General features: G+C 35.8%; 23 protein-coding genes. 19 read left to right on the forward strand and 4 right to left on the reverse strand.

Annotated features, from left to right (window positions below; translation table 11 throughout):
* Positions 1 to 253: 253 nt before the first annotated feature.
* Positions 254 to 400, reverse strand: a complete 147-nt coding sequence (locus ACYSNW_RS04890; RefSeq protein WP_461743342.1) for a hypothetical protein — start codon at positions 398 to 400, stop codon at positions 254 to 256.
* A 297-nt stretch (positions 401 to 697) separates the two neighbouring features.
* Complete coding sequence (locus ACYSNW_RS04895; RefSeq protein ID WP_461743343.1) at positions 698 to 931, reverse strand: hypothetical protein; 234 nt, start codon at positions 929 to 931, stop codon at positions 698 to 700.
* A gap of 731 nt (positions 932 to 1662) precedes the next feature.
* Between ACYSNW_RS04895 and recQ the strand changes: the two genes are divergently transcribed.
* Together recQ and ACYSNW_RS04905 are read left to right on the forward strand one after the other, a co-directional pair.
* Positions 1663 to 3432, forward strand: coding sequence for a DNA helicase RecQ (gene recQ, locus ACYSNW_RS04900; RefSeq protein WP_461743344.1), 1770 nt, complete (start codon positions 1663 to 1665; stop codon positions 3430 to 3432).
* 161 nt (positions 3433 to 3593) lie between these two features.
* On the forward strand, positions 3594 to 4724 hold the full coding sequence (locus ACYSNW_RS04905; RefSeq protein ID WP_461743345.1) for an N-acetyldiaminopimelate deacetylase: 1131 nt from the start codon (positions 3594 to 3596) through the stop codon (positions 4722 to 4724).
* A gap of 160 nt (positions 4725 to 4884) precedes the next feature.
* Here the strand turns inward: ACYSNW_RS04905 and ACYSNW_RS04910 are convergent, their stop codons facing one another.
* A complete protein-coding gene (locus ACYSNW_RS04910; protein WP_461743346.1) occupies positions 4885 to 5085 on the reverse strand; it encodes a cold-shock protein in 201 nt (66 codons plus the stop codon).
* 294 nt (positions 5086 to 5379) lie between these two features.
* Between ACYSNW_RS04910 and ACYSNW_RS04915 the strand changes: the two genes are divergently transcribed.
* The 17 genes from ACYSNW_RS04915 to ACYSNW_RS04995 all read left to right on the forward strand — a co-directional run bounded on the left by ACYSNW_RS04915 (position 5380) and on the right by ACYSNW_RS04995 (position 23483).
* The gene (locus ACYSNW_RS04915) at positions 5380 to 7050 is read left to right on the forward strand and encodes a formate--tetrahydrofolate ligase (protein WP_461743347.1); all 1671 of its coding nucleotides are present in this window, start codon (positions 5380 to 5382) and stop codon (positions 7048 to 7050) included.
* Between the two features lie 332 nt (positions 7051 to 7382).
* Entirely contained in the window at positions 7383 to 7796 is a 414-nt protein-coding gene (locus ACYSNW_RS04920) for a hypothetical protein (protein WP_461743348.1), read from the forward strand.
* Positions 7765 to 8466 (forward strand): CBS domain-containing protein, encoded by a 702-nt coding sequence (locus tag ACYSNW_RS04925; RefSeq protein ID WP_461743349.1) that lies wholly within the window; start codon positions 7765 to 7767, stop codon positions 8464 to 8466. Before ACYSNW_RS04920 ends, ACYSNW_RS04925 begins: the two co-directional genes overlap by 32 nt.
* Before the next feature lie 5 nt (positions 8467 to 8471).
* Positions 8472 to 8948, forward strand: coding sequence for a signal peptidase II (gene lspA / locus ACYSNW_RS04930; protein WP_461743350.1), 477 nt, complete (start codon positions 8472 to 8474; stop codon positions 8946 to 8948).
* Positions 8935 to 9840 (forward strand): RluA family pseudouridine synthase, encoded by a 906-nt coding sequence (locus ACYSNW_RS04935; RefSeq protein ID WP_461743351.1) that lies wholly within the window; start codon positions 8935 to 8937, stop codon positions 9838 to 9840. Before lspA ends, ACYSNW_RS04935 begins: the two co-directional genes overlap by 14 nt.
* A gap of 239 nt (positions 9841 to 10079) precedes the next feature.
* Complete coding sequence (gene pyrR, locus ACYSNW_RS04940) at positions 10080 to 10640, forward strand: bifunctional pyr operon transcriptional regulator/uracil phosphoribosyltransferase PyrR (RefSeq protein ID WP_461743352.1); 561 nt, start codon at positions 10080 to 10082, stop codon at positions 10638 to 10640.
* Between the two features lie 24 nt (positions 10641 to 10664).
* Positions 10665 to 11954: a solute carrier family 23 protein gene (locus ACYSNW_RS04945; protein ID WP_461743353.1), complete on the forward strand. Its 1290-nt coding sequence runs from the start codon at positions 10665 to 10667 to the stop codon at positions 11952 to 11954.
* Between the two features lie 13 nt (positions 11955 to 11967).
* Positions 11968 to 12894: an aspartate carbamoyltransferase catalytic subunit gene (locus tag ACYSNW_RS04950; RefSeq protein ID WP_461743354.1), complete on the forward strand. Its 927-nt coding sequence runs from the start codon at positions 11968 to 11970 to the stop codon at positions 12892 to 12894.
* A gap of 9 nt (positions 12895 to 12903) precedes the next feature.
* Positions 12904 to 14187 (forward strand): dihydroorotase, encoded by a 1284-nt coding sequence (locus ACYSNW_RS04955; RefSeq protein WP_461743355.1) that lies wholly within the window; start codon positions 12904 to 12906, stop codon positions 14185 to 14187.
* Between the two features lie 3 nt (positions 14188 to 14190).
* Positions 14191 to 15270, forward strand: a complete 1080-nt coding sequence (locus ACYSNW_RS04960; RefSeq protein ID WP_461743356.1) for a carbamoyl phosphate synthase small subunit — start codon at positions 14191 to 14193, stop codon at positions 15268 to 15270.
* The gene (gene carB, locus ACYSNW_RS04965; RefSeq protein ID WP_461743357.1) at positions 15270 to 18452 is read left to right on the forward strand and encodes a carbamoyl-phosphate synthase large subunit; all 3183 of its coding nucleotides are present in this window, start codon (positions 15270 to 15272) and stop codon (positions 18450 to 18452) included. The genes ACYSNW_RS04960 and carB overlap by 1 nt, the downstream gene beginning before the upstream one ends.
* A 170-nt stretch (positions 18453 to 18622) precedes the next feature.
* Complete coding sequence (locus ACYSNW_RS04970) at positions 18623 to 19405, forward strand: dihydroorotate dehydrogenase electron transfer subunit (RefSeq protein WP_461743358.1); 783 nt, start codon at positions 18623 to 18625, stop codon at positions 19403 to 19405.
* On the forward strand, positions 19402 to 20325 hold the full coding sequence (locus ACYSNW_RS04975) for a dihydroorotate dehydrogenase (protein ID WP_461743359.1): 924 nt from the start codon (positions 19402 to 19404) through the stop codon (positions 20323 to 20325). Before ACYSNW_RS04970 ends, ACYSNW_RS04975 begins: the two co-directional genes overlap by 4 nt.
* Positions 20326 to 20327: 2 nt before the next feature.
* Positions 20328 to 21047: an orotidine-5'-phosphate decarboxylase gene (pyrF, locus tag ACYSNW_RS04980; RefSeq protein WP_461743360.1), complete on the forward strand. Its 720-nt coding sequence runs from the start codon at positions 20328 to 20330 to the stop codon at positions 21045 to 21047.
* A complete protein-coding gene (gene pyrE / locus ACYSNW_RS04985) occupies positions 21044 to 21676 on the forward strand; it encodes an orotate phosphoribosyltransferase (RefSeq protein ID WP_461743361.1) in 633 nt (210 codons plus the stop codon). Before pyrF ends, pyrE begins: the two co-directional genes overlap by 4 nt.
* Positions 21677 to 21867: 191 nt before the next feature.
* Positions 21868 to 22578 carry a carbonic anhydrase family protein gene (locus tag ACYSNW_RS04990; protein WP_461743362.1) on the forward strand — a complete coding sequence of 237 codons (711 nt, stop codon included), beginning with the start codon at positions 21868 to 21870 and terminating at the stop codon, positions 22576 to 22578.
* Between the two features lie 14 nt (positions 22579 to 22592).
* Positions 22593 to 23483 carry a LysR family transcriptional regulator gene (locus ACYSNW_RS04995; RefSeq protein ID WP_461743363.1) on the forward strand — a complete coding sequence of 297 codons (891 nt, stop codon included), beginning with the start codon at positions 22593 to 22595 and terminating at the stop codon, positions 23481 to 23483.
* A 62-nt stretch (positions 23484 to 23545) separates the two neighbouring features.
* Here ACYSNW_RS04995 and ACYSNW_RS05000 read toward each other — a convergent pair whose 3' ends face one another.
* Positions 23546 to 24520: an NAD(P)-dependent oxidoreductase gene (locus ACYSNW_RS05000; protein ID WP_461743364.1), complete on the reverse strand. Its 975-nt coding sequence runs from the start codon at positions 24518 to 24520 to the stop codon at positions 23546 to 23548.
* Between the last annotated feature and the right edge of the window lie 79 nt (positions 24521 to 24599).

A 24599-nucleotide genomic window follows, 5' to 3' on the forward strand; every position in this document is an offset into this window, starting at 1 on the left:
GACGATTTAAGCTTCGTTTAAGTTTGATTGGTTAATATGAATGTAACCCAATAGTAAATACCTTTTTATTACCTTTCTAACTCCTGGCCCATCTCTTTTGAGGTGGGTGCTTTTTTGAATTATATTGAAATTACGAGTCAAATGCTTAATAGATTCTTTATAAATGAGTTTTATGAGTAAACCTAGCTTTGGAAAGTTTGGGAAATAAAAAAGCTGAAAAAGTGTAAATTATTCTACCCTTAAATCATTAAGTCTAGTCTAATTTTTTCACTCTTCCACCAATGATATGTGCAAATTTTTCGGCTGCTTCTTTATTTTTATAACGTTTAGCCATCTTCTTATTTCTAGTTCTTTTTCCATCTGTCGTGAGATAGCCGTGAAGTACTTTTATTGCATACATAAACGAATCGCCTCTTCTCATGATTGCTATTATAAACTATAAAGCGCTTACAATCAAGGGTAATAACAGAAAGAATGAAAAACATATGAAATAGCGTTTTTTACAAAATAAAAAGAATGAATTCAACGGTTGATATTTTAAAAATGAATGGAGAGGATGAGTAGTTTAGTGTAGATTTGTCTTTCATAAAAATTAATTTGTTAATAAAATTTTTTGAAACAAGCTGAAATATTTTTAATGTATTTGTTGAACATTAGCTATTTCGGCTTGTTTCTTAAATTTTAAAAGAAGAAATAATTATTGAACTTCTTTAAATTTTTGTCTTTTATCCCAAGGACAACAAGAAGGGCACACAGCAAACTTTTTACCAGAAAATTGATTTTTAGCTTCAGTTAAGGCTTCTGATCCATTTGCCTTAAAGCCAATCATTGTACGTTTTTCAACTGAAGGTAATTGATCGCAGTCCATTGTGTGAATAATAGTTTCACCATTGTGATTTGGTTTATCTGTAAAGAAAAAGAAATTCACCATGCTCACCTCGCTTTCAAAATAATTATATCACAGAACTTAACGAGTCTACCTAGGATAATTAAAAATAACTTTTAATAATCAATAAATAACTAGGGAGTGTTTGAATATTATAGTTATTAATAGATTTTTGTTTTAGTTGAAACCCATTGTCATAAAATCTAGCTTATATCCTACATAAGCAATGTTTTCTTTTTTTCTTTCTCGCTAAATGTCCTGAAAATTCTGATTTATTAATCATTTTCAGCTATGCTCTAATATAATTGTTTTAATAAAATTAAATATTAGTATAACATAATATTTGATAGCTTTTGCTTATTGGCTAGTACTATAAAAAAATGAAAAAATAACGTTTAAAAGAAGCAGAATATTCATAAAATGATCATATTTGATCGGTAATATACAAATATACCAACAAACAACCCTAACAAAATATTTTTCATTTTTAACTCCTTTCCCACCTTTACCCTGAGGTGGGTTTTTTAGTTGTTAGAATTTTTATCACAAGTTTACAAAAACCTTTTTATTTTCTGTGGATAACTATAAACGATTTATTCACAGATTTGCGTATCTATAAGTATACAACCTTGATAAATCAATGGTTTCAGTTTTGAGAGTTAATAAAAAATGTTTCACAAAAAAGCAAAAGTTTCACGTTTGATTTAAGAGAGCTTGAATGGCGATATTTAACATGGTAGAATGACAAACAGATACGCTAGAACGGAGATAAATTCATGGTTGATATTAAACAATTATTGAAAGATAAATTTGGTTATGATGACTTTCGACAAGGACAAGAAACCATCATTAATCATGTGCTTAATCAAGAAAATGTGCTTGGAATTATGCCCACTGGTGGCGGTAAATCGATTTGTTATCAATTGCCAGCGTTGATGCTAGAAAATCTTACTTTAGTTATTTCACCTTTAATTTCATTAATGAAAGACCAAGTGGATGCGCTAAATATGATGGGAATTCCAGCGACATTTATTAATAGTACAATTTCACAACAAGAGATGAACCACAGAATTCAAATGGCGGTCAATAAAGAAGTAAAATTATTGTATATTGCTCCTGAGCGTTTAGAGTCTTATGATTTTCAACAATTGCTCTTACATGTTCCGATTGATCTATTAGCAGTTGATGAGGCGCATTGTATCTCTCAGTGGGGACATGATTTTAGACCCAGTTATTTGCGATTAGCCGAAATCGTTGAACAGTTTGAACAAAGACCAACTGTGATTGCATTGACAGCAACTGCAACCCCTCAAGTATCAAAAGATATTATTGAGCAATTAAAAATTCCAACAGAAAATCAAGTGAAAACCGGTTTTGCTAGAGAAAATCTCTCTTTTCAAGTAGTGAAAGATCAAAATCGTGATGTGTTTCTTTTAGAATATTTAAAACTAAATAAAGAGCAATCTGGTATTATTTACGCGAGTACTAGAAAAGAAGTGGAACGAATTTACCACCTATTACAAAGTAAGAAGATTGCGGTTGGTATGTATCATGGTGGAATGAATGAGCAGTTGCGGAGTCAAAATCAAGAAAAATTCCTTTACGATCAAATACAAGTAATGGTTGCGACAAATGCATTTGGGATGGGGATTAACAAAAGTAATGTTCGTTTTGTTATTCATGCACAAATTCCGGGAAATATTGAATCTTACTATCAAGAAGCTGGGCGTGCAGGTAGAGATGGATTACCAAGTGATGCAATTTTACTTTATGCGCCGCAGGATTTACAGATTCAACAATTTTTTATTGATCAATCTGAAATGACTATCGATTATAAACAAAAGGAATATTTGAAATTGAGAGAGATGTCTCAATATGCGAATGCTCAAATGTGTTTGCAAAAGTTCATCTTGCGTTATTTTGGAGAATCAGGAAATGAATGTCAGCAGTGTTCAAATTGTTTAGATGATCGTGAATTAGTGGATATTACAGTAGATGTTCAAAAAGCATTGTCTTGTGTGAAACGGATGGGAGAGCGCTTTGGTAAAGGTTTAGTCGGGAAAGTTCTAACTGGATCGAAAGACCAAAAAATTGATCAATGGCATTTTGATCGTTTGCCAACCTATGGATTGATGAAAGACAGGACACAAAAAGAGGTTACTCAATTAATTGATTACCTCACGGCAGAACGCTATTTAGTTCCTTCAGATGGACAATTCCCAATTCTTTCAATTTCTGATTCTGGCGTCGATGTCTTATTAGGGAATCACAAAGTATTTAGAAAAGAAGATCAAAAAGTCCGCAAAGTTGTTGAGATCGATGATCAATTATTCGAATCGTTAAGAGCGTTAAGAATGGATTTGGCTCAAGAAGCAGGTGTACCGCCTTATTTAGTTTTTTCAGATAGCACTCTGAAGGAAATGTGTGAGAAGAGACCAGAAAATTCACTGCAGTTACTACAAGTTAAGGGAGTCGGACAGAATAAATTAGACAAATATGGCGAACAGTTTTTAGTAGCTATACGAAAAGCAAAAGTTACTTTATAGTTTATCTTTTAGAGAAAGAGTTCTTTTTTTTTAGTTTCTCTCGGGCTATGAGTGAGTAATTTAGCAGATAAAATTGTTTTTTTTTGAGTAAAACAAAGATTGACAGTTGCGGTGTTTTATTCGACAATAGATAGGAATGTAATGAGAAAAGAGGAACGTTTATGGCAATTGGCGAACGATTAGTAGCAATTCGTAGAGAACTGCATCAAATTCCAGAAATTGGTTTGGAAGAAGAGCAAACGCAAAAATTTTTATTAAAAGAAATTCAAGAAATAAAGCAACCTTATATGGAGATACGAACTTGGCGTACAGGAATTTTAGTATTTATAAATGGCTATGCACCTGAAAAGACAATTGGGTGGCGAGCGGATATTGATGGGTTGCCGATTGAAGAAGAGGTAGTTTCTGTTTTTATGTCTAAACGTAAGGGGTATATGCACGCTTGTGGTCATGATTTTCATATGACGATTGCGTTAGGAACATTAGAAAAATTAACTCAAAAACAGCCTAAAAACAATTACTTGTTTTTATTTCAACCAGCAGAAGAAAATGAATCAGGCGGTATGCTAATGTATGAAGATGGAGTATTTGATGATTGGCTGCCGGATGAATTTTATGGTCTTCATGTAAATCCTGATCTCCCTGTAGGCACAATTACGACAAGAGAGGGAACTTTGTTTGCTGCGACGTGCGAAATCCATGTTACGTTTAAAGGGAAAGGCGGACACGCTGCGTTTCCGCATGCTTCAAATGATATGATTGTAGCTGCAACTAGTTATGTACAACAAGCGCAAACCATCGTTAGCCGTAACGTTAACCCCGTTGAAGGAGCCGTGATTACTTTTGGGACTTTTGTAGCTGGAACAACTAACAATGTGATTGCAGGAGATGCAAAAATAACGGGAACGATTCGAACATTAACTGAGGAAATGAATCAGTTGACCCAACGTCGAGTGAAAGAGGTAGCAGAAGGGATTGCACGTTCCTTTAATTGTGAAGTCGATGTTTTCCTTGATCAAAAAGGCTATGTACCTGTGGTTAATGATGTCAAAACTACTCAAAAACTAATTGATTTTATGAAACAAGAAGAAAATGTTACATTTGAGCATGCTCCTATCGCAATGACAGGTGAAGATTTTGGCTATTTACTTTCCAAAGTTCCTGGTACGATGATTTGGCTTGGTGTTGATAGTGATTATGGCTTGCATTCTGCCAAGTTTGATCCGAATGAAGCAGCTTTAAGTTTTGGTGTTGAGTCTATCAGTAAGTTTCTGAGTTCATTAGATAAGTAGCGAGATAGAACAAAACTTGTATCAATGATGGCATTTATATAGAAATAAAGAAACACGAAGAATCTCCAATAGTAATGGTTGGGAATTCTTCGTGTTTCTTGGTATTTTGTAAGTTCAGACTTATTTCTTGGAGCTGAATAATTCTATTCCAGCCGTTATCTTATATTTTTTTTACGTGTGCAGCTTGTAAACCACGTGTTCCTTCCATGATTTCAAAAGTCACTAGTTGATTTTCTTCTAAAAATTTGAAGCCTTCTTCTTCTATAGCAGTGAAATGAACAAAAATTTCCTCCTCTTCATTGTAAACAATAAATCCGTATCCTTTTCTGTTGTCAAACCATTTTACAAAGCCTTTTTCCATTCAATTCACTCTCCTTCAGGATAGTAGATCTGCTGGATTAGCAGTTCTGCGTCAGAAACTAAAAATAGAAATCTCTTCAAAATAAACTTTGTTGTTTTGAAAATAGCATTGATTTGCTATGTTGGCTCTTTGCTAGTAGAGTCTAGCATTATTATAAAGATAAAATTGTAGACCGTCAACGATTTCTCAAAAAGTAATAAATTTAATGGAAATAAGCGGATAAAAACGTTATAATATAAAATAACTTAACAAAAATAGTATTTACTTAAAAAAAGTTCGGAAAAGAGGTTGTTTATGAAGACGGATATCGAGATTTCACAGGAAGTTGACCTGTTACCTATAACAAAAATAGCTGAAACAATTGGTTTGGATCAAGAAGAATTAGAGATGTATGGGAAATATAAAGCAAAAATTGATTTTGCTGCTATTGAAAATCGTAAAAATGAAGAAGATGGACACTTGATTTTAGTAACATCAATTAATCCAACAGCTGCTGGAGAAGGGAAATCAACTGTGACGATTGGTTTGGGCGATGCGTTGAATGCAATCGGTAAAAAAACTGTTATCGCTTTGAGGGAACCTTCATTAGGTCCTGTTATGGGAATCAAGGGTGGTGCGACTGGCGGCGGGTATGCCCAAGTTTTACCGATGGAAGATATTAACTTACACTTTACTGGGGATATGCACGCCATCACAACTGCTAACAATGCTTTGGCTGCCTTGTTAGATAATCATATTCATCAAGGAAATGAACTAAATATTGATGTGCGAAGAATTATTTGGAAACGAGTCGTTGATTTAAATGACCGAGAATTGCGCAAGGTCGTTGTTGGCTTGGGTGGCCCTGTTCAAGGAGTTCCAAGAGAAGATGGTTTTGATATTACTGTGGCAAGCGAAATTATGGCCATTTTATGTTTAGCTTCGGATGTTGAAAATTTGAAATTCCGTCTAGGCAATATTGTGGTAGGTTATACGTATGACCGTTTACCGGTAACTGTAAGTGATTTAGGCATTGAAGGTGCGTTGGCTCTGTTACTAAAAGATGCAATCAAGCCTAATTTGGTTCAAACAATCTATGGGACAGCTGCTTTTGTTCATGGAGGACCTTTTGCGAATATCGCGCATGGCTGTAATAGTGTTTTAGCAACAAAAACGGCATTGAAATTGGGTGACTATGTTGTAACCGAAGCAGGTTTTGGGGCTGATTTAGGAGCTGAAAAGTTCTTAGATATTAAAGTGCCGAACTTAGAAAAAGCACCCGATGCAGTGGTAATTGTTGCGACGATTCGCGCGTTAAAAATGCACGGCGGCATAGCAAAAGATGAATTAAATATCGAAAATATTCCAGCTATAATTAAAGGGTTTGCTAATTTACAAAAGCATATTGAAAATATGAAAAGTTATGGTTTGCCAGTTATTGTTGCAATTAATGAATTTGTGAGTGATACAGCAGAGGAAGTAGCGACATTAAAGGATTTATGTGAAAAAATAGATGTTCCTGTTGAATTAACGAGTGTTTGGGAAAAAGGGGCTGTTGGTGGTGAACATTTAGCTAAAAAAGTGGTTGAGGTTATTGCTGAAAAAACGGCTGAATTTCAAACGATTTATGAACCAGGAATGAATTTAGAACAAAAAATAACAGCAATTGTAACTAAAATTTATGGTGGTTCAGGGGTTTCGTTTTCTCAAAAAGCTAAAAATCAGTTAGCGACTTTTGAAAAATATGGTTGGGATCGTTTGCCTGTTTGTATGGCGAAGACCCAATATTCTTTATCAGATGATCCTAAAGAATTAGGAAGACCAGAAGATTTTGTGATTACGATTCGTGAATTGGTTCCTAAAATTGGCGCTGGTTTTATTGTGGCGCTGACAGGTGATGTAATGACAATGCCAGGGTTACCAAAAAAACCTGCAGCTTTAAATATGGATATCACCAATGATGGTCAGGCAGTCGGTCTATTTTAATTATACTAAGAGGTTGGGACAGAAGTGTTTAACTCCAAGAAATAAGCGACCAATCACGAAAATTATTTTTCAAATTTTTGTGATTGGTCGCTTATTTCCGTAGGAGTTGCTTCTGCTCCCACCGTTTACTCGGCTTTAGAGGTCAGAACAAAAGTGTTCCTTACTTTTGTCTCACTCACTTTTAATTATTTTTTCTTTAACAGCGTTAATAGTGAATACTGTCATTTTTGCATTTGAAATAAACTAGGCTTCCAAAAAATTGTTCAGACTTCCTTCTTCACGTAAGTCTTATTTTGTTATATACTAAATAAGTTAGCAGAGGAGGGATCTGCATGGAAGTTCGAATTACAAGAAAAACTGGTTTCTATGGAATGGCAAGTTCTTTATTGGTAAAAAAGAACCAACAAAAGTGGTTTTCAATCAATCAAGGTGAAACAAAAACTGTAACGATTTCAGAACCAGAAGCGACTATCCAAGTTTCTTTTTTTGCTTTAAAAAGTAAGCCAATTACTATTCATAATAATCAAAATCAACTTCAATTAGAAATCACAATGAATCCAATTTTAGTGTCTATTTACCTTATTTTATTTTTGGCTATTGCATTAGCGGCGTTTTTTAGAGTCTCTCTTTTCGGAGTTGTTCTTTTGTTGTTGATGTACGTTGTTTATTTTTGTGTTATGTTAAAAAACGCGTACCTAATTAAGGAGGTTAATCATGGGTCAAAGGGCACAGGATTTTCTGAGTAGTTTTAACCGAATTGAAAAATGGCTTAGAGAGCGTTTAGATAATCCAGCAAATATGGGCTTTAGTGAACTTACCAGAAGAGTGAGTCGGCAAAGAAATTCTGAATTAGCTCAATTTGAAGATGATTTAATCCAAATGGCTCAGCTTAGAAATGCGATTGTTCACGAACAAATTGCCAATGATTTTATTATTGCTGAACCGAATGAGTGGGCTGTTGAGCGAATTCAGACAATCGAAAAATATCTATTAAGTCCTGAAAAGGTTTTGCCACGTTTTGCAAAAAAAGTGACAGGTTTTGAAATGGATATTTCTGTTGAAAAATTATTGTCAATTGTAGCAAAAAAACAATTTTCGCAATTTCCGATTTATGATTCTGGGATTTTTAAAGGATTAATCACGGTTAGAGGAATTGGTCTTTGGTTAGCCATTGAAAGTTCACAGGGAACGGTAAATCTTGCAGGAAAAAAAGCTTCTGATTTACTAATAAAAAATTATAAACAAAGTAACTATCAGTTTGTGTCTGCGGATACAACTGTATTTTATATCGAAAAATTATTTAGTGAACAAATCCGCTTGGAAGCTATTTTGATAACGAAAGATGGAAACCCGAATGGGAATTTATTAGGAATCGTTCGTCCAAGAGATTTATATACTATTTCAGAAAAGGATTGAAGCAATTGTTAGCAGTATATTTGATTATTAGTGCATTGATTGTAGGTATAGATCAATGGGTAAAGTATTTAACTGTCAGTAATATTTCATTAGGAGAAACAAAGGATTTTATCCCAGGCTTCTTATCGTTTACCTACATTAGAAATACAGGAGCTGCTTGGAGTTTATTAGAAGGCAAAATGTGGTTCTTCTATATTATTACTGTGATTGTCGTTGCAGTGGTCGTCTATATTTTGGCTAAACATGTTCATGGCAGTAAGTGGTTTACGATTGGTTTGACCCTAGTTTTGGCTGGAGCAATTGGGAACTTCGTGGATCGTTTACGATTAGGTTATGTTGTTGATATGTTTCAAACCGATTTCATCAACTTTCCAATATTTAATGTTGCAGATATGTCTTTAGTAATAGGTGTAGCATGTATTTTTATTTACTTGATTTTAGAAGAAAAAGCAGTGAAGGACGGCAAAGATGGAAAAAATTAACGTAACAGTTGAACAAGAAACTGGTAGAATTGATAAGGTTTTAAGCAAACAACTAAATGATCATTCTCGTTCGCAAATTCAACAATGGTTGAAGGAGCAACAAGTTCAAGTTAATGGTGAAGTAATCAAAGCTAATTATAAAGTAAAGCAAGGTGACGAAATCGAAATCACGGTACCTGAACCAGATGAACTAGATATTATCGCCGAGGATATTCCTATAACAATTGTTTATGAAGATGAAGATGTTTTGGTCGTCAATAAACCACAAGGAATGGTTGTTCACCCTTCTGCTGGTCATACGCATGGTACGTTAGTTAATGCGTTACTTTATCATGTTAAGGATCTTTCTTCAATAAACGGTGTGATTCGACCAGGAATTGTTCATCGAATTGATAAAGATACTTCTGGTTTATTAATGGTAGCGAAAAATGATCAAGCGCATGAAGCATTGGCTGCACAATTAAAAGATAAAACATCATTAAGAAAATATGTTGCTTTAGTCCATGGTGAAATTGGTCATGATAAAGGTGAAATCAATGCACCAATCGGACGGTCAAAAACGGATCGTAAAAAGCAAGATGTTCGTGAGGGTGGAAAAGAAGCAGTAACCCATTTTGAAGTTTTAGAGCGTTTTTCTGGGTTTACGTTAGTTCAATTACAGTTAGAAACAGGACGAACTCATCAAATCCGTGTTCATATGAAATATATTGGCTATCCTGTAGCAGGTGATCCTTTATATGGGCCTAAAAAAACATTGCCTGGTCAAGGACAGTTTTTACATGCAGAACTTTTAGGCTTTAAACATCCTAAAACAGGCGAAATGATGGTCTTTGAAGCACCTGTACCCGAGTTGTTTGAAAAAACTTTAACTGAATTACGCGATAACCATTGATTTATTTGTTAAGAAAGGGTACACTGTTTTAGAAAGAAAATTTAATAGATCCTTTAAGAGTAGTCCCGTGAGGCTAAGAAGGAAACATGCAGAGCTATCTAAGTGCGCTTAGACAATAATCTGTGTGTGATGAATAGTACATTAGTATTCTTGTATTGTAATCAATCCTCCTGCCCAAAACGGGTAGGAGTTTTTTTGTTTTGTCATAATAAAAGAAGATCATTTTAAGGAGGAAAAAAATGCAAACCAAAGAGGTAGTAGACGCGGTAACAATGAAAAGAGCGCTCACTCGTATCACCTATGAGATTATTGAACGAAACAAAGGAATTGAGGATATTGTTTTAGTAGGAATCAAAACGAGAGGGATTTATATTGCTCAACGAATTGCTGATCGTTTGAAACAATTAGAGCATCTTGAAGTACCAGTAGGAGAGTTGGATATTACGCTTTACCGTGATGATGTAAAAACGAGTTCGATGAAGGAGCGTTCATTAGCTGAACCAGAATTACATTCGTCTTCAATCCCTGTATCTTTAGAGGGGAAAGAAGTTATTTTGATTGATGATGTTTTATTTACAGGTAGAACTGTTCGCGCGGCATTAGATGCAGTTATGGATTTAGGACGACCACGTAAAATTTCTTTAGCCGTTTTAGTGGATCGCGGACATAGAGAATTACCGATTAGAGCCGATTATGTTGGAAAAAATGTTCCAACCGCAATGAATGAAGAAATCATTGTTGAAATGGAAGAAAAAGACGGACAAGATCGAATTTTAATTGCTAAAACACAAATGAATTAATTATAGAAGAGGCAGGTAGGAACATTGGCAGCGGATAAGGATTTTAGAAACGAAGACGCAGTTTTAGATATACATGATAAACCAAAACCACTTCACTGGATTGGATTAAGCTTACAGCATTTATTCACGATGTTTGGTGCAACCGTATTGGTACCAATTTTAGTTGGAATAAATCCAGGTATCGCTTTAGTCAGTTCTGGGTTAGGAACAATCGTTTATTTAACGGTAACAAAAGGGAAAATCCCAGCTTACTTAGGAAGTAGTTTTGCTTTTATTGCTGCCATGCAAATGTTAATGAAAAGTGATGGTTATCCAGCAATTGCACAAGGTGCGATGACTACAGGAATTGTTTATTTAATTGTAGCTTTAATTGTTAGAAAAATTGGTTCAGCATGGCTAGATAAAATTTTGCCGCCAATCGTTGTTGGGCCAGTTGTGATGGTTATTGGTTTAGGTTTGGCAGCAAATGCAGCAAATAATGCAATGTATAGTGATCAGCTGCATACAGTGTACGATTTTAAATATATTGCAGTTGCTTTAATTACGCTAGGCTTAACCATATTTTATAACATGTATTTTAAAGGATTTTTAGGGCTAATCCCAATTTTGTTAGGGATCGTAAGTGGTTATTTAGTGGCTTTAGCTTTCGGAATCGTAGATGTTGAGCTAATTAAAGAAGCGGCTTGGATTGCGACGCCAAACTTTAAGGTACCTTTTGTCCAATATCAACCAAAACTTTATTTAAATGCAATCACGACAATGGCACCAATCGCTTTTGTAACGATGACAGAACATATCGGACATTTAATGGTTTTAAATAAACTTACCAAGCGTAACTTTTTTGAAGAACCAGGATTATCGAAAACGCTGATGGGCGATGGATTAGCGCAAATTACAGCTGGGTTAGTAGGCGGTCCACCAGTAACAAGTTATGGAGAAAATATTGGTGTATTAGCAATCACGCGCGTACATAGCGTGTTTGTCATCGGTGGAGCGGCTGTGTTAGCAGTTGCCCTAGGCTTTGTTGGGAAATTAAGTGCAGTAATTTTAAGTATCCCTGGACCTGTAATTTCAGGAATTAGTTTCGTTTTGTTCGGAGTAATTGCTGCCAGCGGCTTAAAAATATTAATTGATAATAAGATTGATTTTGATAAGAAAAAGAATTTATTGATTGCTTCGGTGATTTTAGTCATTGGAATCGGAGGACTAGTCTTTAAAGTTGAAACATTCGAATTGTCTTCAATGGCATTAGCAACAGTGTTAGGAATTATTTTAAATTTAATTTTACCAGAAACCGCACGAAGTGAAGAATAGGAGGAAGAACTAAATGATCATCACATCTGAACGAATTAGTTTAAAACACCTTTTAACAGCGGAGGCGTTAAGCGACCAAGAAGTAATGGGTCTAATCCATCGAGCGAAAGAGTTTAAACAAGGAGCGACTTGGACACCAGAGAAAAAGCAGTATTTTGCTACGAACTTATTTTTTGAAAATAGCACTCGTACACATAAAAGCTTTGACGTTGCTGAAAAGAAATTAGGGATAGAAGTCATTGAGTTTGAAGAGAGCATGAGTTCGGTCAAAAAAGGCGAAACACTTTATGATACTGTCTTAACCATGTCAGCAATTGGTGTCGATGTAGCGGTGATTCGTCACAGTAAAGAAAACTACTACGATGAATTAATTCAAAGTAAAACGATTCAATGTTCGATTATCAATGGTGGTGATGGTAGTGGTCAGCACCCAACGCAGTGTTTGCTTGATTTGATGACAATTTACGAAGAGTTTGGCTATTTTGCAGGCTTGAAAGTTGCAATCGTTGGAGATATTACCCATTCTCGTGTTGCAAAATCAAACATGCAATTACTCAATCGCTTGGGGGCTAAAATATTCTTTTCTGGTCCAGAAGAGTGGTATGACAAACAATTTGAAGTTTATGGCCATTATTTACCGCTAGATGAACTAGTTGAAGAAGTAGATGTGATGATGTTATTACGTGTTCAGCATGAAAGACATGATGGCACAGAGATTTTTTCTAAAGAGGATTACCATAATGCGTATGGATTAACCATAGAACGAGCAAAACGATTGCAAAAAAAAGCTATTATTATGCATCCAGCGCCAGTTAATCGAGATGTTGAATTAGCCGATTCGTTGGTTGAAAGTCTTCAATCGCGAATCATTGAACAAATGAGCAATGGTGTTTTTATGAGAATGGCCATATTAGAAGCAATACTACATGGGAAAGCATAGGTGAGTAAGATGAAAATATTGATTAAAAACGGGAAAATAGTTAAAAAAGAAAATGAATTAGTTTCGGTATCCATCTGGATTGAAGAAGGAATTATCAAAGCAATCGGCACTCATTTTGACGAAAATGATTTTGATGAAGTTTATGATGCGAAAGGTCATTTGATTACACCGGGATTGGTGGATGTTCATGTTCATTTGAGAGAACCAGGTTTTACCTATAAAGAAACGATTAAATCAGGCAGCAAATCAGCAGCAAGAGGTGGATTTACAACTGTTTGTGCAATGCCTAATCTAAATCCGGTACCAGACACTCCAGAAAAACTAAAAGAAGTTTATGACATTATTCAACGTGATGCAGTAGTCAAAGTATTACAATATGCCCCGATTACTGAAGAATTAAGAAGTGAAACCTTGACTGATCAAAAAGCATTAAAAGAAGTCGGAGCTTTTGCTTTCACTAATGATGGCGTTGGCGTTCAAACGGCAGGTACTATGTACTTAGCAATGAAAGAAGCGGCAAAATTGAAGATGGCAATTGTTGCTCATACTGAAGATGAATCGTTATTGTTTGGTGGAGTGATGCATGAAGGGGAGATTTCAAAAAAATTAGGATTACCGGGAATTTTAAGTGCTACAGAAGCTTCGCAAATTGCTAGAGATGTTGTTTTAGCAGGAGAAACTGGTGTTCATTATCATGTTTGTCATGTTTCGACAAAAGAAAGTGTACGAGTGATTCGAGACGCTAAACGAGCAGGGATTCATGTGACAGCAGAAGTTGCTCCTCATCATTTGATTTTGATTGATGAACAGATTCCTGAAGATCATGGTTTTTGGAAAATGAACCCACCACTAAGAGGAAAAGAAGATCGAGACGCACTAATCGAAGGACTACTGGATGGAACAATTGATTGTATCGCGACAGATCATGCCCCGCATGGATTAGAAGAAAAATGTCAGTCATTTTTAAAAGCTCCATTTGGAATCGTAGGTAGCGAAACGGCTTTCCAATTGATTTATACACACTTTGTCGAAACTGGAAAATTCACATTAGAGCAAGTCGTCGATTGGATGGCGACTAAACCTGCTGAAATTTTTAATTTAACAGTGGGAACTTTAACAATTGGCAGTGCGGCTGACATTGCAGTGTTCAATTTAGAAGATGAAGTTGCAATTGACGATAAGGCGTTTGAATCACAAAGCATCAATACTCCGTTTACAGGATGGAAAGTAAAAGGAAATACTGAAATGACGTTTGTAGATGGAAAACTAACTTGGTCTAACGAGGAGGAGTAAGAGTTGAAGCGATTATTGGTTTTAGAAGATGGCACTGTTTTTGAAGGAAATGCGTTTGGTGCTGAAACGGATGCGGTAGGTGAGGTTGTTTTTACAACAAGTATGACGGGCTATCAAGAAACAATCACTGATCAAAGCTTTAACGGACAAATCATTACATTTACCTACCCAATGGTTGGTAATTACGGAATCAATCGTGACGATTATGAATCTATTTCACCTACCTGTAAAGGAGTGATCGTCAAAGAACATGCGCGACTAGCTTCCAACTGGCGCCAACAAATGACCTTAGATGAATTTTTAAAAAGAAAAGGTATTCCAGGTATATCAGGGATCGATACACGTGCTTTGACAAAAAAATTACGTTCTGTTGGTACAATGAAAGCGAGCATCATCGATACAAACGATGATTTACCTCACGCTTTTGATCAACTTAGAGCGACTGTTTTACCGAAAAATCAAGTGGCTCAAGTCTCAACAACAAAACCTTACCCAAGCCCAGGCGTGGGGAGAAAAGTTGTTGTTATTGATTTTGGTTTAAAACATAGTATTTTAAGAGAATTATCAAAGCGTCACTGTAACTTGACTGTTTTACCTTATAATACAACAGCTGAGACAGTTTTAGAGCTTTCACCAGATGGCGTCATGTTGTCTAATGGACCTGGAGATCCTAAAGATGTTCCAGAAGCAATTAAAATGATTCAAGAAATCCAAGGTAAAGTCCCGATTTTTGGTATCTGCTTAGGTCATCAATTATTTGCGCTAGCCAATGGAGCGGATACGTATAAAATGAAATTTGGTCATCGTGGACTCAATCATCCAGTTCGAGAAATTGCGACTGGAAGAATCGATTTTACTTCTCAAAATCATGGGTATGCAGTAGATGAATCTTCACTGGATCCTGATAAATTGATTGTTACGCACAAAGAAATTAATGACGGAACAGTTGAAGGAATTCGTCATCGAGAATATCCTGCCTTTACGGTTCAGTATCATCCAGATGCTGCGCCAGGACCTCATGATGCTCTACACTTATTTGATGAATTTATGGAAGCAATGGATGCGTGGAAGGAGCAAGACTAATGCCAAAAAGAAAAGATATCAAAAAAATTATGGTGATTGGTTCGGGTCCAATCATTATTGGTCAAGCCGCTGAATTTGACTATGCGGGAACACAAGCTTGTCTTGCTTTAAGAGAAGAAGGATATGAAGTTGTTTTAGTCAATTCAAACCCTGCGACCATCATGACGGATAAAGAAATCGCCGATCATGTATATATCGAACCAATTACGTTAGAATTTGTTTCACGTATCTTAAGAAAAGAACGTCCAGATGCATTATTACCAACCCTAGGTGGACAAACAGGCTTGAATATGGCAATGGAATTAGCTGCTTCTGGGATTTTAAAAGAATTGAATGTAGAGTTATTAGGAACAAAATTAAGTGCCATCGATCAAGCAGAAGATCGAGATTTATTCAAACAATTAATGCAAGAATTAGATCAACCAATTCCAGAAAGTGAGATTGTCACAACGGTCGCTCAAGCAATTGAATTTGCAAATCAAATTGGTTATCCAATCATTGTTCGACCCGCCTTTACTTTAGGCGGTACAGGTGGTGGAATGTGCGATAACGAAGAAGAATTACGAATTGTTGCTGAAAATGGCTTGAAATTATCTCCAGCTACCCAATGCTTGATTGAAAAAAGTATTGCTGGTTATAAAGAAATTGAATACGAAGTGATGCGTGATTCTGCTGATAATGCTATCGTGGTTTGTAATATGGAAAACTTTGACCCAGTGGGGATTCATACAGGTGATTCGATTGTATTTGCTCCGAGCCAAACATTATCTGACCACGAATATCAATTATTAAGAGATGCTTCATTAAAAATCATTCGTGCTTTAAAAATAGAAGGTGGTTGTAACGTTCAGTTAGCACTTGATCCACATAGTTTTAATTATTATGTAATCGAAGTTAATCCAAGAGTTTCCAGATCTTCTGCTTTGGCAAGTAAAGCAACAGGCTACCCAATTGCAAAATTAGCGGCAAAAATTGCTGTTGGATTAACTTTAGACGAAATGAAAAATCCAGTAACCGAAACAACCTATGCTGAATTTGAACCTGCTTTAGATTACGTGGTTGCTAAAATTCCTCGTTGGCCCTTCGACAAATTTGAAAAAGGGGATCGACTGTTAGGAACTCAAATGAAAGCAACTGGAGAAGTTATGGCCATTGGTCGCAATATTGAGGAATCGTTGTTAAAAGCGGTACGATCGCTAGAAATCGGAACGATTCATAATGAATTACCCGAACTAGCAGAAGTTAACGATGAATTACTAACTGAAAAAATCGTTAAAGCGCAAGATGATCGTTTATTCTATTTATCAGAAGCAATCAGACGAGGGTATACGATTGAGGATTTAGCCTCATTAACAAAAATTGATCTCTTCTTCTTAGATAAGCTATTGCATATTGTAGAAATTGAACAAGCATTAACAGATCAGATAGGCGAACTTGAGATTCTTAAAGAAGCTAAACAAAATGGATTTACTGATCGAAAAATTGCTCAATTATGGCATTGGACAGAACAACAGGTTTCTGATTATCGTCATGAACAAAAACTTTTACCAGTTTATAAAATGGTTGATACCTGTGCAGCAGAGTTTGAATCACAAACGCCTTATTTTTATAGTACCTATGAGTTTGAAAATGAAAGTATTCGTTCTGAAAAAGAGTCGGTTTTAGTTCTGGGATCAGGTCCGATTCGAATTGGTCAAGGGGTTGAATTTGATTATGCAACTGTTCATTCGGTTAAAGCAATTCAAGCAGCTGGTTATGAAGCAATCATCATGAATAGTAATCCTGAAACGGTTTCTACTGACTTTTCAGTTTCTGATAAACTGTATTTTGAACCATTAACACTAGAAGACGTGATGAATGTCATTGAATTAGAACAACCGCTAGGAGTAATTGTTCAATTTGGTGGGCAAACAGCAATTAATCTAGCAGAACCACTAGCGAAACAGGGCGTTAAAATTTTAGGAACATCAATTGAAGACTTGGATCGAGCAGAAAATAGAGATTTATTTGAACAAGCTTTACAAGCGCTGGATATTCCTCAACCTGCTGGAGATACGGCAACAAGTGCGAAAGAGGCGGTTGTGATCGCTGAAAAGATAGGGTATCCTGTATTAGTAAGACCGAGCTATGTACTTGGTGGTCGTGCAATGGAAATCGTCGAGAATCAAAAAGATTTAGAAGATTATATGCAACATGCCGTTAAGGCTTCCCCTGAACATCCTGTCTTAGTTGATAGTTACTTATTAGGCAAAGAGTGTGAAGTGGATGCCATCTGTGATGGGGAAACGGTTTTAATCCCTGGAATTATGGAACATATTGAACGCGCAGGTGTACATTCTGGAGACTCAATGGCGGTCTATCCGCCACAAGGATTATCTGAAGAAATTAAACAAACAATCGAAAATTACACGAGAAAACTAGCATTAGGTTTAAACTGTATCGGAATGATGAATATTCAATTTGTCATCCATGAAACAAAAGTTTATGTAATAGAAGTCAATCCTAGAGCGAGTCGAACGGTTCCATTTTTAAGTAAAATTACAGGAATTCCGATGGCGCAAGTTGCAACGAAAGTGATTCTTGGAGAAAAATTGAAAGATTTAGGCTATCAGGATGGACTGTTTCCAGAAAGTAAACAAGTTCATGTAAAAGCACCAGTCTTCTCTTTTACAAAACTGCTTAAAGTGGATACGTATCTTGGGCCTGAAATGAAATCTACTGGTGAAGTGATGGGGTCAGATCATAACTTAGAAAAAGCCTTATACAAAGCATTTGAAGCTTCAGGGTTACACTTACCTAGTTATGGTTCGGTACTATTTACGATTGCCGATGAGACAAAAGAAGAGTCATTAGATTTGGCCAAACGATTTAATGAAATTGGCTATAGTTTGCTAGCAACCAAAGGAACGGCAGCCTTTTTCGAAAAAAATGGCTTACATGTTCGAACTGTTGCTAAAATTGATACGCAAGAAGATGAAACGGTAATTGACTTGATTCGAAGTGGCTTGGCGCAAGTAGTAATCAATACAATGGATAAAAACCGGTCAGATTTAAACCAAGATGGATTTTTGATTAGACGAGAAGCGGTTGAACATGGCGTACCATTATTTACATCATTGGATACTGCAAATGCCATTTTGAGTGTATTAGAGGCAAGCTCATTTTCAACTGAATCAATTTAAAGAATTATTTTTAAATTATACAATCTTAATTATTAAAAATATGTGGTAAATTAAATGCACCTCTTTCGGAATTATGCTAAAACACACAAAAATTTGAAGAGCAATTTTCGTGTGTTTAATCATAGTTCTCAGAGGTACCCGCATTTATCTCAACCTTGGGGAGGAAGAAAATGAAACAGGAATTAATGACGATTGTTTCTCAGAAGCAATTAGCACCTAGAATTTTTCAATTAGTTTTGGCTGGGGAACTAATAAATGAAATGGAAAAACCGGGTCAATTTCTACATATCAAAGTTCCTCGAGAAGATTTATTACTTAGAAGACCAATTAGTATTAATGAAATCGATAAAGAAGCGAAAACGTGTACGATTATCTATCGCGTGGAAGGCGATGGGACACGTTATTTTTCTGAATTAACATCGGGACAAAAATTAGATGTGATGGGTCCTTTAGGAAATGGTTTTCCAATTGATTTCATGCAAGCTGGTCAAGTTGTTTATGTTGTTGGTGGTGGGATTGGTATTCCCCCAATGTACGAATTATCGAAGCAATTGAAGCAAAAGGGTGTGAAAGTTGTTCATTTTTTAGGCTATGCTTCAAAAGAAGTTGCTTATTTTCAAGAAGAATTTATTACTTTAGGTGATACTCGTTTTGCAACAGATGATGGTTCATTAGGTGTCCATGGGAATGTAGGAAACCTTTTATTAGATGCGATAGAAAAAGAGCAACCAGACGCTGTGTATGCGTGCGGGGCAAATGGAATGTTAAAAACGGTTGCCCAATTATTTAATGATAATCCAAATGTCTTTTTATCTCTTGAACAAAGAATGGCTTGTGGAATGGGCGCTTGTTACGCTTGTGTGTGTCACGTGCCAGATGATGAAACAGGAACGAAAAGTCTGAAAGTATGCGATGAAGGGCCGATTTTTAGAGCAAATGAGGTAGTCTTATGAAAAAAAATCTATTAGAAATCAATATCCCAGGCTTAACGCTGAAAAATCCAATCATCCCAGCAAGTGGCTGTTTTGGTTTTGGCGAAGAATATGCAAAATATTATGATATCGGAAAATTGGGTTCGATTATGGTCAAAGCGACCACTCCTCAAGCCCGTTTTGGCAATGAAACGCCAAGAGTAGCTGAAACGCCAAGCGGAATGTTAAATGCAATTGGGTTGCAAAATCCTGGTTTAGATGTTGTTATGAAGCAAAAATTACCTGCTTTAGAAAAATATGATTTACCGATTATTGCTAATGTTGCAGGAGCTTGTGAAGAAGATTACGTTGAAGTTTGTGAAAAAATCAGTTTAGCGCCTAATGTCAAAGCAATTGAATTAAATATCTCTTGTCCAAATGTGAAGCATGGGGGAATTGCTTTTGGGACTGATCCAGATGTGGCTTTTCAGCTGACAGAAGCGGTAAAAAAAGTAGCAACCGTACCGATTTATGTAAAGTTATCTCCAAATGTGACAGATATCGTGCCAATCGCTAAAGCAATCGAAGCAGGTGGAGCAGATGGATTTTCAATGATTAATACTCTTCTTGGAATGCGTATTGATTTAAAAACACGTAAACCAATTTTGGCGAATGGGACAGGCGGCTTATCTGGTCCAGCTATTAAACCAGTGGCTATTCGATTGATTCAGCAAGTTTCGCAAGTTTCAGATTTACCGATTATAGGTATGGGTGGTGTTCAAACAGTGGATGACGTCCTTGAAATGTTTATGGCTGGTGCGAGTGCAGTCGGAGTTGGAACAGCTAACTTTACCGATCCCTACATTTGCCCTAAATTGATTGAAGCTCTCCCAATACGTATGGCTGAACTTGGAATTGAATCTTTAGAACAATTAATCAGAGAAGTGAAGGGAGAACGTTAGCAATGAGTCATCGACCAATAATTGCCTTAGATTTTGCTTCGAAAGACGAAGTCGCTGTTTTTTTAGAAAAATTCCCAAAAGATGAAGCGTTATTTGTAAAAATTGGTATGGAACTTTTTTATCAAGAAGGGCCAGAAATTGTCCGTTGGTTAACTAAATTAGGTCATGCAGTTTTCTTGGATTTAAAACTGCATGATATTCCAAATACGGTGGAAAAAGCGATGACAGGTTTGGCTAAATTAGGCATTGCAATCACGAATGTCCATGCTGCTGGTGGAGTGGACATGATGGCTGCTGCGAAAGTTGGATTAACCAAAGGAACAAAGTCGGGTGCCAAAATACCGGTTTTAATTGCAGTGACACAATTAACTTCTACGAGTGAAAAATCCATGCATCAAGATCAATTGATCGAAGTCCCACTCAAAGAAAGTGTATTACATTATGCAACTTGTGCTCAAAAGGCTGGACTAGATGGTGTTGTCTGTTCGGCATTAGAAGCAGATGAGATTCATAAAAAGACAAGCAATGATTTTATTTGCTTAACTCCAGGAATTAGACCCACAGGAGCTGATGTAGGTGATCAAAAAAGAGTTGTTACACCCTCTGAAGCTCGTGAATTAGGATCAACCTATATCGTAGTAGGGCGTCCAATTACTCAAGCTGAAAATCCTTATCAAACCTATTTAATGATTAAACAAGAATGGAATGGAGAAAATAAATGACTGAATTAGCAAAAAATGTTGCCAAAAATTTATTAGAGATTGAAGCTGTTTTTTTAAGTCCAAATGATCCTTTTACATGGGCAAGCGGCATTAAGAGTCCGATTTATTGCGATAATCGTATCACAATGAGTTATCCCAAAATTCGTCGCGAAATTGCTTCAGGGCTTGCTCAAGCGATTAAAGAAAACTATCCTGATGTAGAAGTCATTGCAGGAACTGCCACTGCAGGAATTCCGCATGCCGCTTGGGTAGCTGAAATTCTTGATTTACCAATGGTTTATATCAGAAGCAAAGCGAAAGAACATGGAAAAGGCAATCAAATCGAAGGGCGTATTTCTGATGGTCAAAAAATGGTCATCATTGAGGACCTGATTTCAACGGGTGGAAGTGTTTTAGAAGCAGCGACGGCTGCAAAACGAGAAGGCGCAGATGTATTAGGTGTTGCGGCTATCTTCACCTATGAGTTGCCGAAAGGAAAGGAAAGATTTGCTGAAGCAGAAATGTCATTAGTGACGTTAACTAATTATTCAACTTTACTAGAGGCAGCATTAGAAGCAAATTATATCGAAGAAAAAGATTTAGCACTTTTAAAAGAGTGGAAAATTGATCCGGCAAATTGGGGTAATTAGTTTATAAGTAGTAGGCATGGTTTGGTGAGTGATAGGTAAGACAAAAGTAAAAATACTTCTGTTTTAGCCTCCATAAATTGAACCGTGTCTATTTATTATTGTAAAAATATAATCATAATAGTTTGTGAAAATTGACTCTGCAAAATAAATAGTATAAAGTTATTTTCAATAAGAGATAAAGGTGGGGTTTAATGAAGAAGATCAAAAATATTCGTAATATGGACGTTGAATGGGGATACACAGGGGAACGTGGGCCAGAACATTGGCATACATTATGCGATTGGTTCTCTGAAGGAGCTAAATTTCCTTATCAATCACCAATCAAACTCTCAAAAGAAATAACGGAAAAAATGATTTCCACAGAAGGAATTTGTTTTCATTATATAAAAGAAGAATTTACCGAAAAAGAATTTAAAAATACCTTTCACTTTGTACCACCAAATACAGAGAGTTATGTTGTTTACGAAAATGAAAAATTCTTTTTAACGGATATCCACTTTCACATGCCAAGTGAACATATTATTGAAGACGAACGCTTTCCCTTAGAATTTCATCTAGTTCACATGAATAATAATGGGGAAAACTTAGTTGTCGGTTGTTTGTTTACCATTACTAAAGAAAAGAATCGCTTTTCAAAAGATTCTCAGAGTATTTTATGGAAACGCGAAACGCATCAACAGTGGTTCAATCCAGAGATTTTTTTACCAGAAGAACGGTCTTATTTTAGTTATGTAGGTTCGCTGACGACCCCACCAACCAAAGGACCTGTTCATTGGTTTGTATTTGATACTGTTCAAAAGATGGATAAAGATTTTATAGAGATGATCAATGAAGGGATGTTACCGTTTAACAATCGTCCAGCACAACCATTAAATGGCCGTAAAGTTTACTTCTCTGATTGATCTTGGAGGAAAAAATGAATATTCAACAAATGAAGTATGTGGTCGCAATTGCTAACAACGGTAGTTTTAGAGAAGCGGCCAAAAAATTATTTATTACCCAACCTAGTTTATCAAATGGAATTCGTGAACTAGAAGAAGAAATCGGTGTTACGTTATTTACTAGAACAAATAAGGGTGCATTTTTGACCGATGAAGGAATGGCATTTTTAGAACATGCGGAAAAAATAATCACTCAAATGGAGTTGATTGAAAATCGATACCAAGAAGTGACGAAAAGTGAACGCTTTTCAATTTCTTCACAACACTACGATTTTTTAGGTGAAGTGATGGGACGTTTGATTCAAACCTTCGAAAATCAGTATAAAAATTTTCGCGTTTTTGAGACAACGACGCTAAAAGTGATTGAAGATGTTAAAAGTTTTCATAGCGAACTAGGCGTTATTTACTTAAATAATCAAAATCGAGTAGGGATTGAACGATATTTAGCGCAATCAAATTTAGATTATGAAGTTGTGGGCAGCTTTCATACACATATTTTTTTAGGAAATAATCATCCATTAGCCAATCAAAAAGAGATCACGTTAGAGCAATTATGTTGTTATCCTCAAGTTCGTTTTACGCAAGAAGGCAGTAACTTTGCTTATTTTTCTGAAGATTTGATTGAGAATCAAGAACAAGAAACCGTGATTTATACGAATGATCGCGGAACATTGATGAATCTTTTAGTCGAAACAAATGCGTATGCGTCTGGTTCAGGAGTTGTAACGGGTTTTACTAAAGAAGTAATCAAGTTAGTGCCATTAGCTAATAGTGAAAAAAATAATATTTGTATTTTGTACCAAAAGAATAAAAAAATTAGTGAAATAGGTCAATTTTTTATTGATGAAGTGAAGAAATTATTTTAATAAAAAGAACCAGCCGTTTATTTGACAAACCTCTATAAACAAACGGCTGGTTCTTTTTTATTTTATTCAGTTCCACCAACAATATAATCTAAAGGTTTGTTAGTTATGAATTTTACTACATTGTAAACAGCATCCATTGCCATTTCGTTGCGAGCTTCAACCGTCGCATTTCCAGCATGAGGGGTCAAAACGACATTATCTAATTGAGCCAACTCTTTACTGACTTTTGGTTCAAATTCATAAACATCCAAGGCAGCTCCAGCTATTTGATTTTGCGTTATAGCAGAACATAAGTCTTTTTCATTGACCAAAGGACCACGAGCACAATTGATTAAATAGGCAGAAGGCTTCATCAGTGAAAGTTGATTTGAGCTAATCATATGAACATTTTCTTCATTTAAAGAACAATTAATTGTAACGTAATCGGCTAATTTCAATCCGTTTTCTAAGGACACCTTTTTTAAAGCAAATTTTGTGGCAAAATCGACATCGACTGTTTTCGGATCTACATAATAAAAATCCATTTTGAAACCTGCAAGCATTTCAACCACTTTTCTTCCGATTTTCCCCATCCCGATAATTACTATTTTTTTCCTGTAAACTTGATGACCGCCCACATATCCAGTTACTTTCCATCCTTGAAATTTATGTTCTTTCATCATTGTATCACCAGACAAGAGTTTTCTAGATAAAGATAAGAGTAAGGTGACTGTTTGTTCAGCTGTAGAGGCAATCGAGTCGGTAGTTGGTGCATTTGTGATAAGAATATTGTTCTCTTTGGCAAAATCGGTGTCTATATTACTGAACCCATCACCTACATTTGCGATTAATTTAAGCTGAGGTGAAGCTTGGATTACATCTTTTGTTACAGAAACATCAATCCCGCAAACTAAAATTGAAACATCTTTTAATTTGTCAATTAGTTCTGCTTCAGAAATCGTATTTGGAGAAGTCCAATAATCAAAAGTAATCGATTGATTGTCAAGATAAGTCATCGCTTTTTCAGGTAATTGACTAGCAATAAAAATTTTTTTCATAGAAAACACTCCCTAAATACATTTAAGTTAGTAATAGTATATACTTTTAAACCAAGCAAATTTACTTTATTTTATCACA

This window comes from Enterococcus sp. LJL99, from assembly GCF_054871725.1.

What these genes read in the sequence shown, in the direction of transcription:
- ACYSNW_RS04890 (WP_461743342.1), bottom strand. Translation starts at nt 400, where the DNA reads ATGTATGCAATAAAAGTACTTCACGGCTATCTCACGACAGATGGAAAA.
- ACYSNW_RS04895 (WP_461743343.1), bottom strand. Translation starts at nt 931, where the DNA reads ATGGTGAATTTCTTTTTCTTTACAGATAAACCAAATCACAATGGTGAA.
- recQ (WP_461743344.1), top strand. Translation starts at nt 1,663, where the DNA reads ATGGTTGATATTAAACAATTATTGAAAGATAAATTTGGTTATGATGAC.
- ACYSNW_RS04905 (WP_461743345.1), top strand. Translation starts at nt 3,594, where the DNA reads ATGGCAATTGGCGAACGATTAGTAGCAATTCGTAGAGAACTGCATCAA.
- ACYSNW_RS04910 (WP_461743346.1), bottom strand. Translation starts at nt 5,085, where the DNA reads ATGGAAAAAGGCTTTGTAAAATGGTTTGACAACAGAAAAGGATACGGA.
- ACYSNW_RS04915 (WP_461743347.1), top strand. Translation starts at nt 5,380, where the DNA reads ATGAAGACGGATATCGAGATTTCACAGGAAGTTGACCTGTTACCTATA.
- ACYSNW_RS04920 (WP_461743348.1), top strand. Translation starts at nt 7,383, where the DNA reads ATGGAAGTTCGAATTACAAGAAAAACTGGTTTCTATGGAATGGCAAGT.
- ACYSNW_RS04925 (WP_461743349.1), top strand. Translation starts at nt 7,765, where the DNA reads ATGGGTCAAAGGGCACAGGATTTTCTGAGTAGTTTTAACCGAATTGAA.
- ACYSNW_RS04935 (WP_461743351.1), top strand. Translation starts at nt 8,935, where the DNA reads ATGGAAAAAATTAACGTAACAGTTGAACAAGAAACTGGTAGAATTGAT.
- pyrR (WP_461743352.1), top strand. Translation starts at nt 10,080, where the DNA reads ATGCAAACCAAAGAGGTAGTAGACGCGGTAACAATGAAAAGAGCGCTC.
- ACYSNW_RS04950 (WP_461743354.1), top strand. Translation starts at nt 11,968, where the DNA reads ATGATCATCACATCTGAACGAATTAGTTTAAAACACCTTTTAACAGCG.
- ACYSNW_RS04955 (WP_461743355.1), top strand. Translation starts at nt 12,904, where the DNA reads ATGAAAATATTGATTAAAAACGGGAAAATAGTTAAAAAAGAAAATGAA.
- carB (WP_461743357.1), top strand. Translation starts at nt 15,270, where the DNA reads ATGCCAAAAAGAAAAGATATCAAAAAAATTATGGTGATTGGTTCGGGT.
- ACYSNW_RS04970 (WP_461743358.1), top strand. Translation starts at nt 18,623, where the DNA reads ATGAAACAGGAATTAATGACGATTGTTTCTCAGAAGCAATTAGCACCT.
- ACYSNW_RS04975 (WP_461743359.1), top strand. Translation starts at nt 19,402, where the DNA reads ATGAAAAAAAATCTATTAGAAATCAATATCCCAGGCTTAACGCTGAAA.
- pyrF (WP_461743360.1), top strand. Translation starts at nt 20,328, where the DNA reads ATGAGTCATCGACCAATAATTGCCTTAGATTTTGCTTCGAAAGACGAA.
- pyrE (WP_461743361.1), top strand. Translation starts at nt 21,044, where the DNA reads ATGACTGAATTAGCAAAAAATGTTGCCAAAAATTTATTAGAGATTGAA.
- ACYSNW_RS04990 (WP_461743362.1), top strand. Translation starts at nt 21,868, where the DNA reads ATGAAGAAGATCAAAAATATTCGTAATATGGACGTTGAATGGGGATAC.
- ACYSNW_RS04995 (WP_461743363.1), top strand. Translation starts at nt 22,593, where the DNA reads ATGAATATTCAACAAATGAAGTATGTGGTCGCAATTGCTAACAACGGT.
- ACYSNW_RS05000 (WP_461743364.1), bottom strand. Translation starts at nt 24,520, where the DNA reads ATGAAAAAAATTTTTATTGCTAGTCAATTACCTGAAAAAGCGATGACT.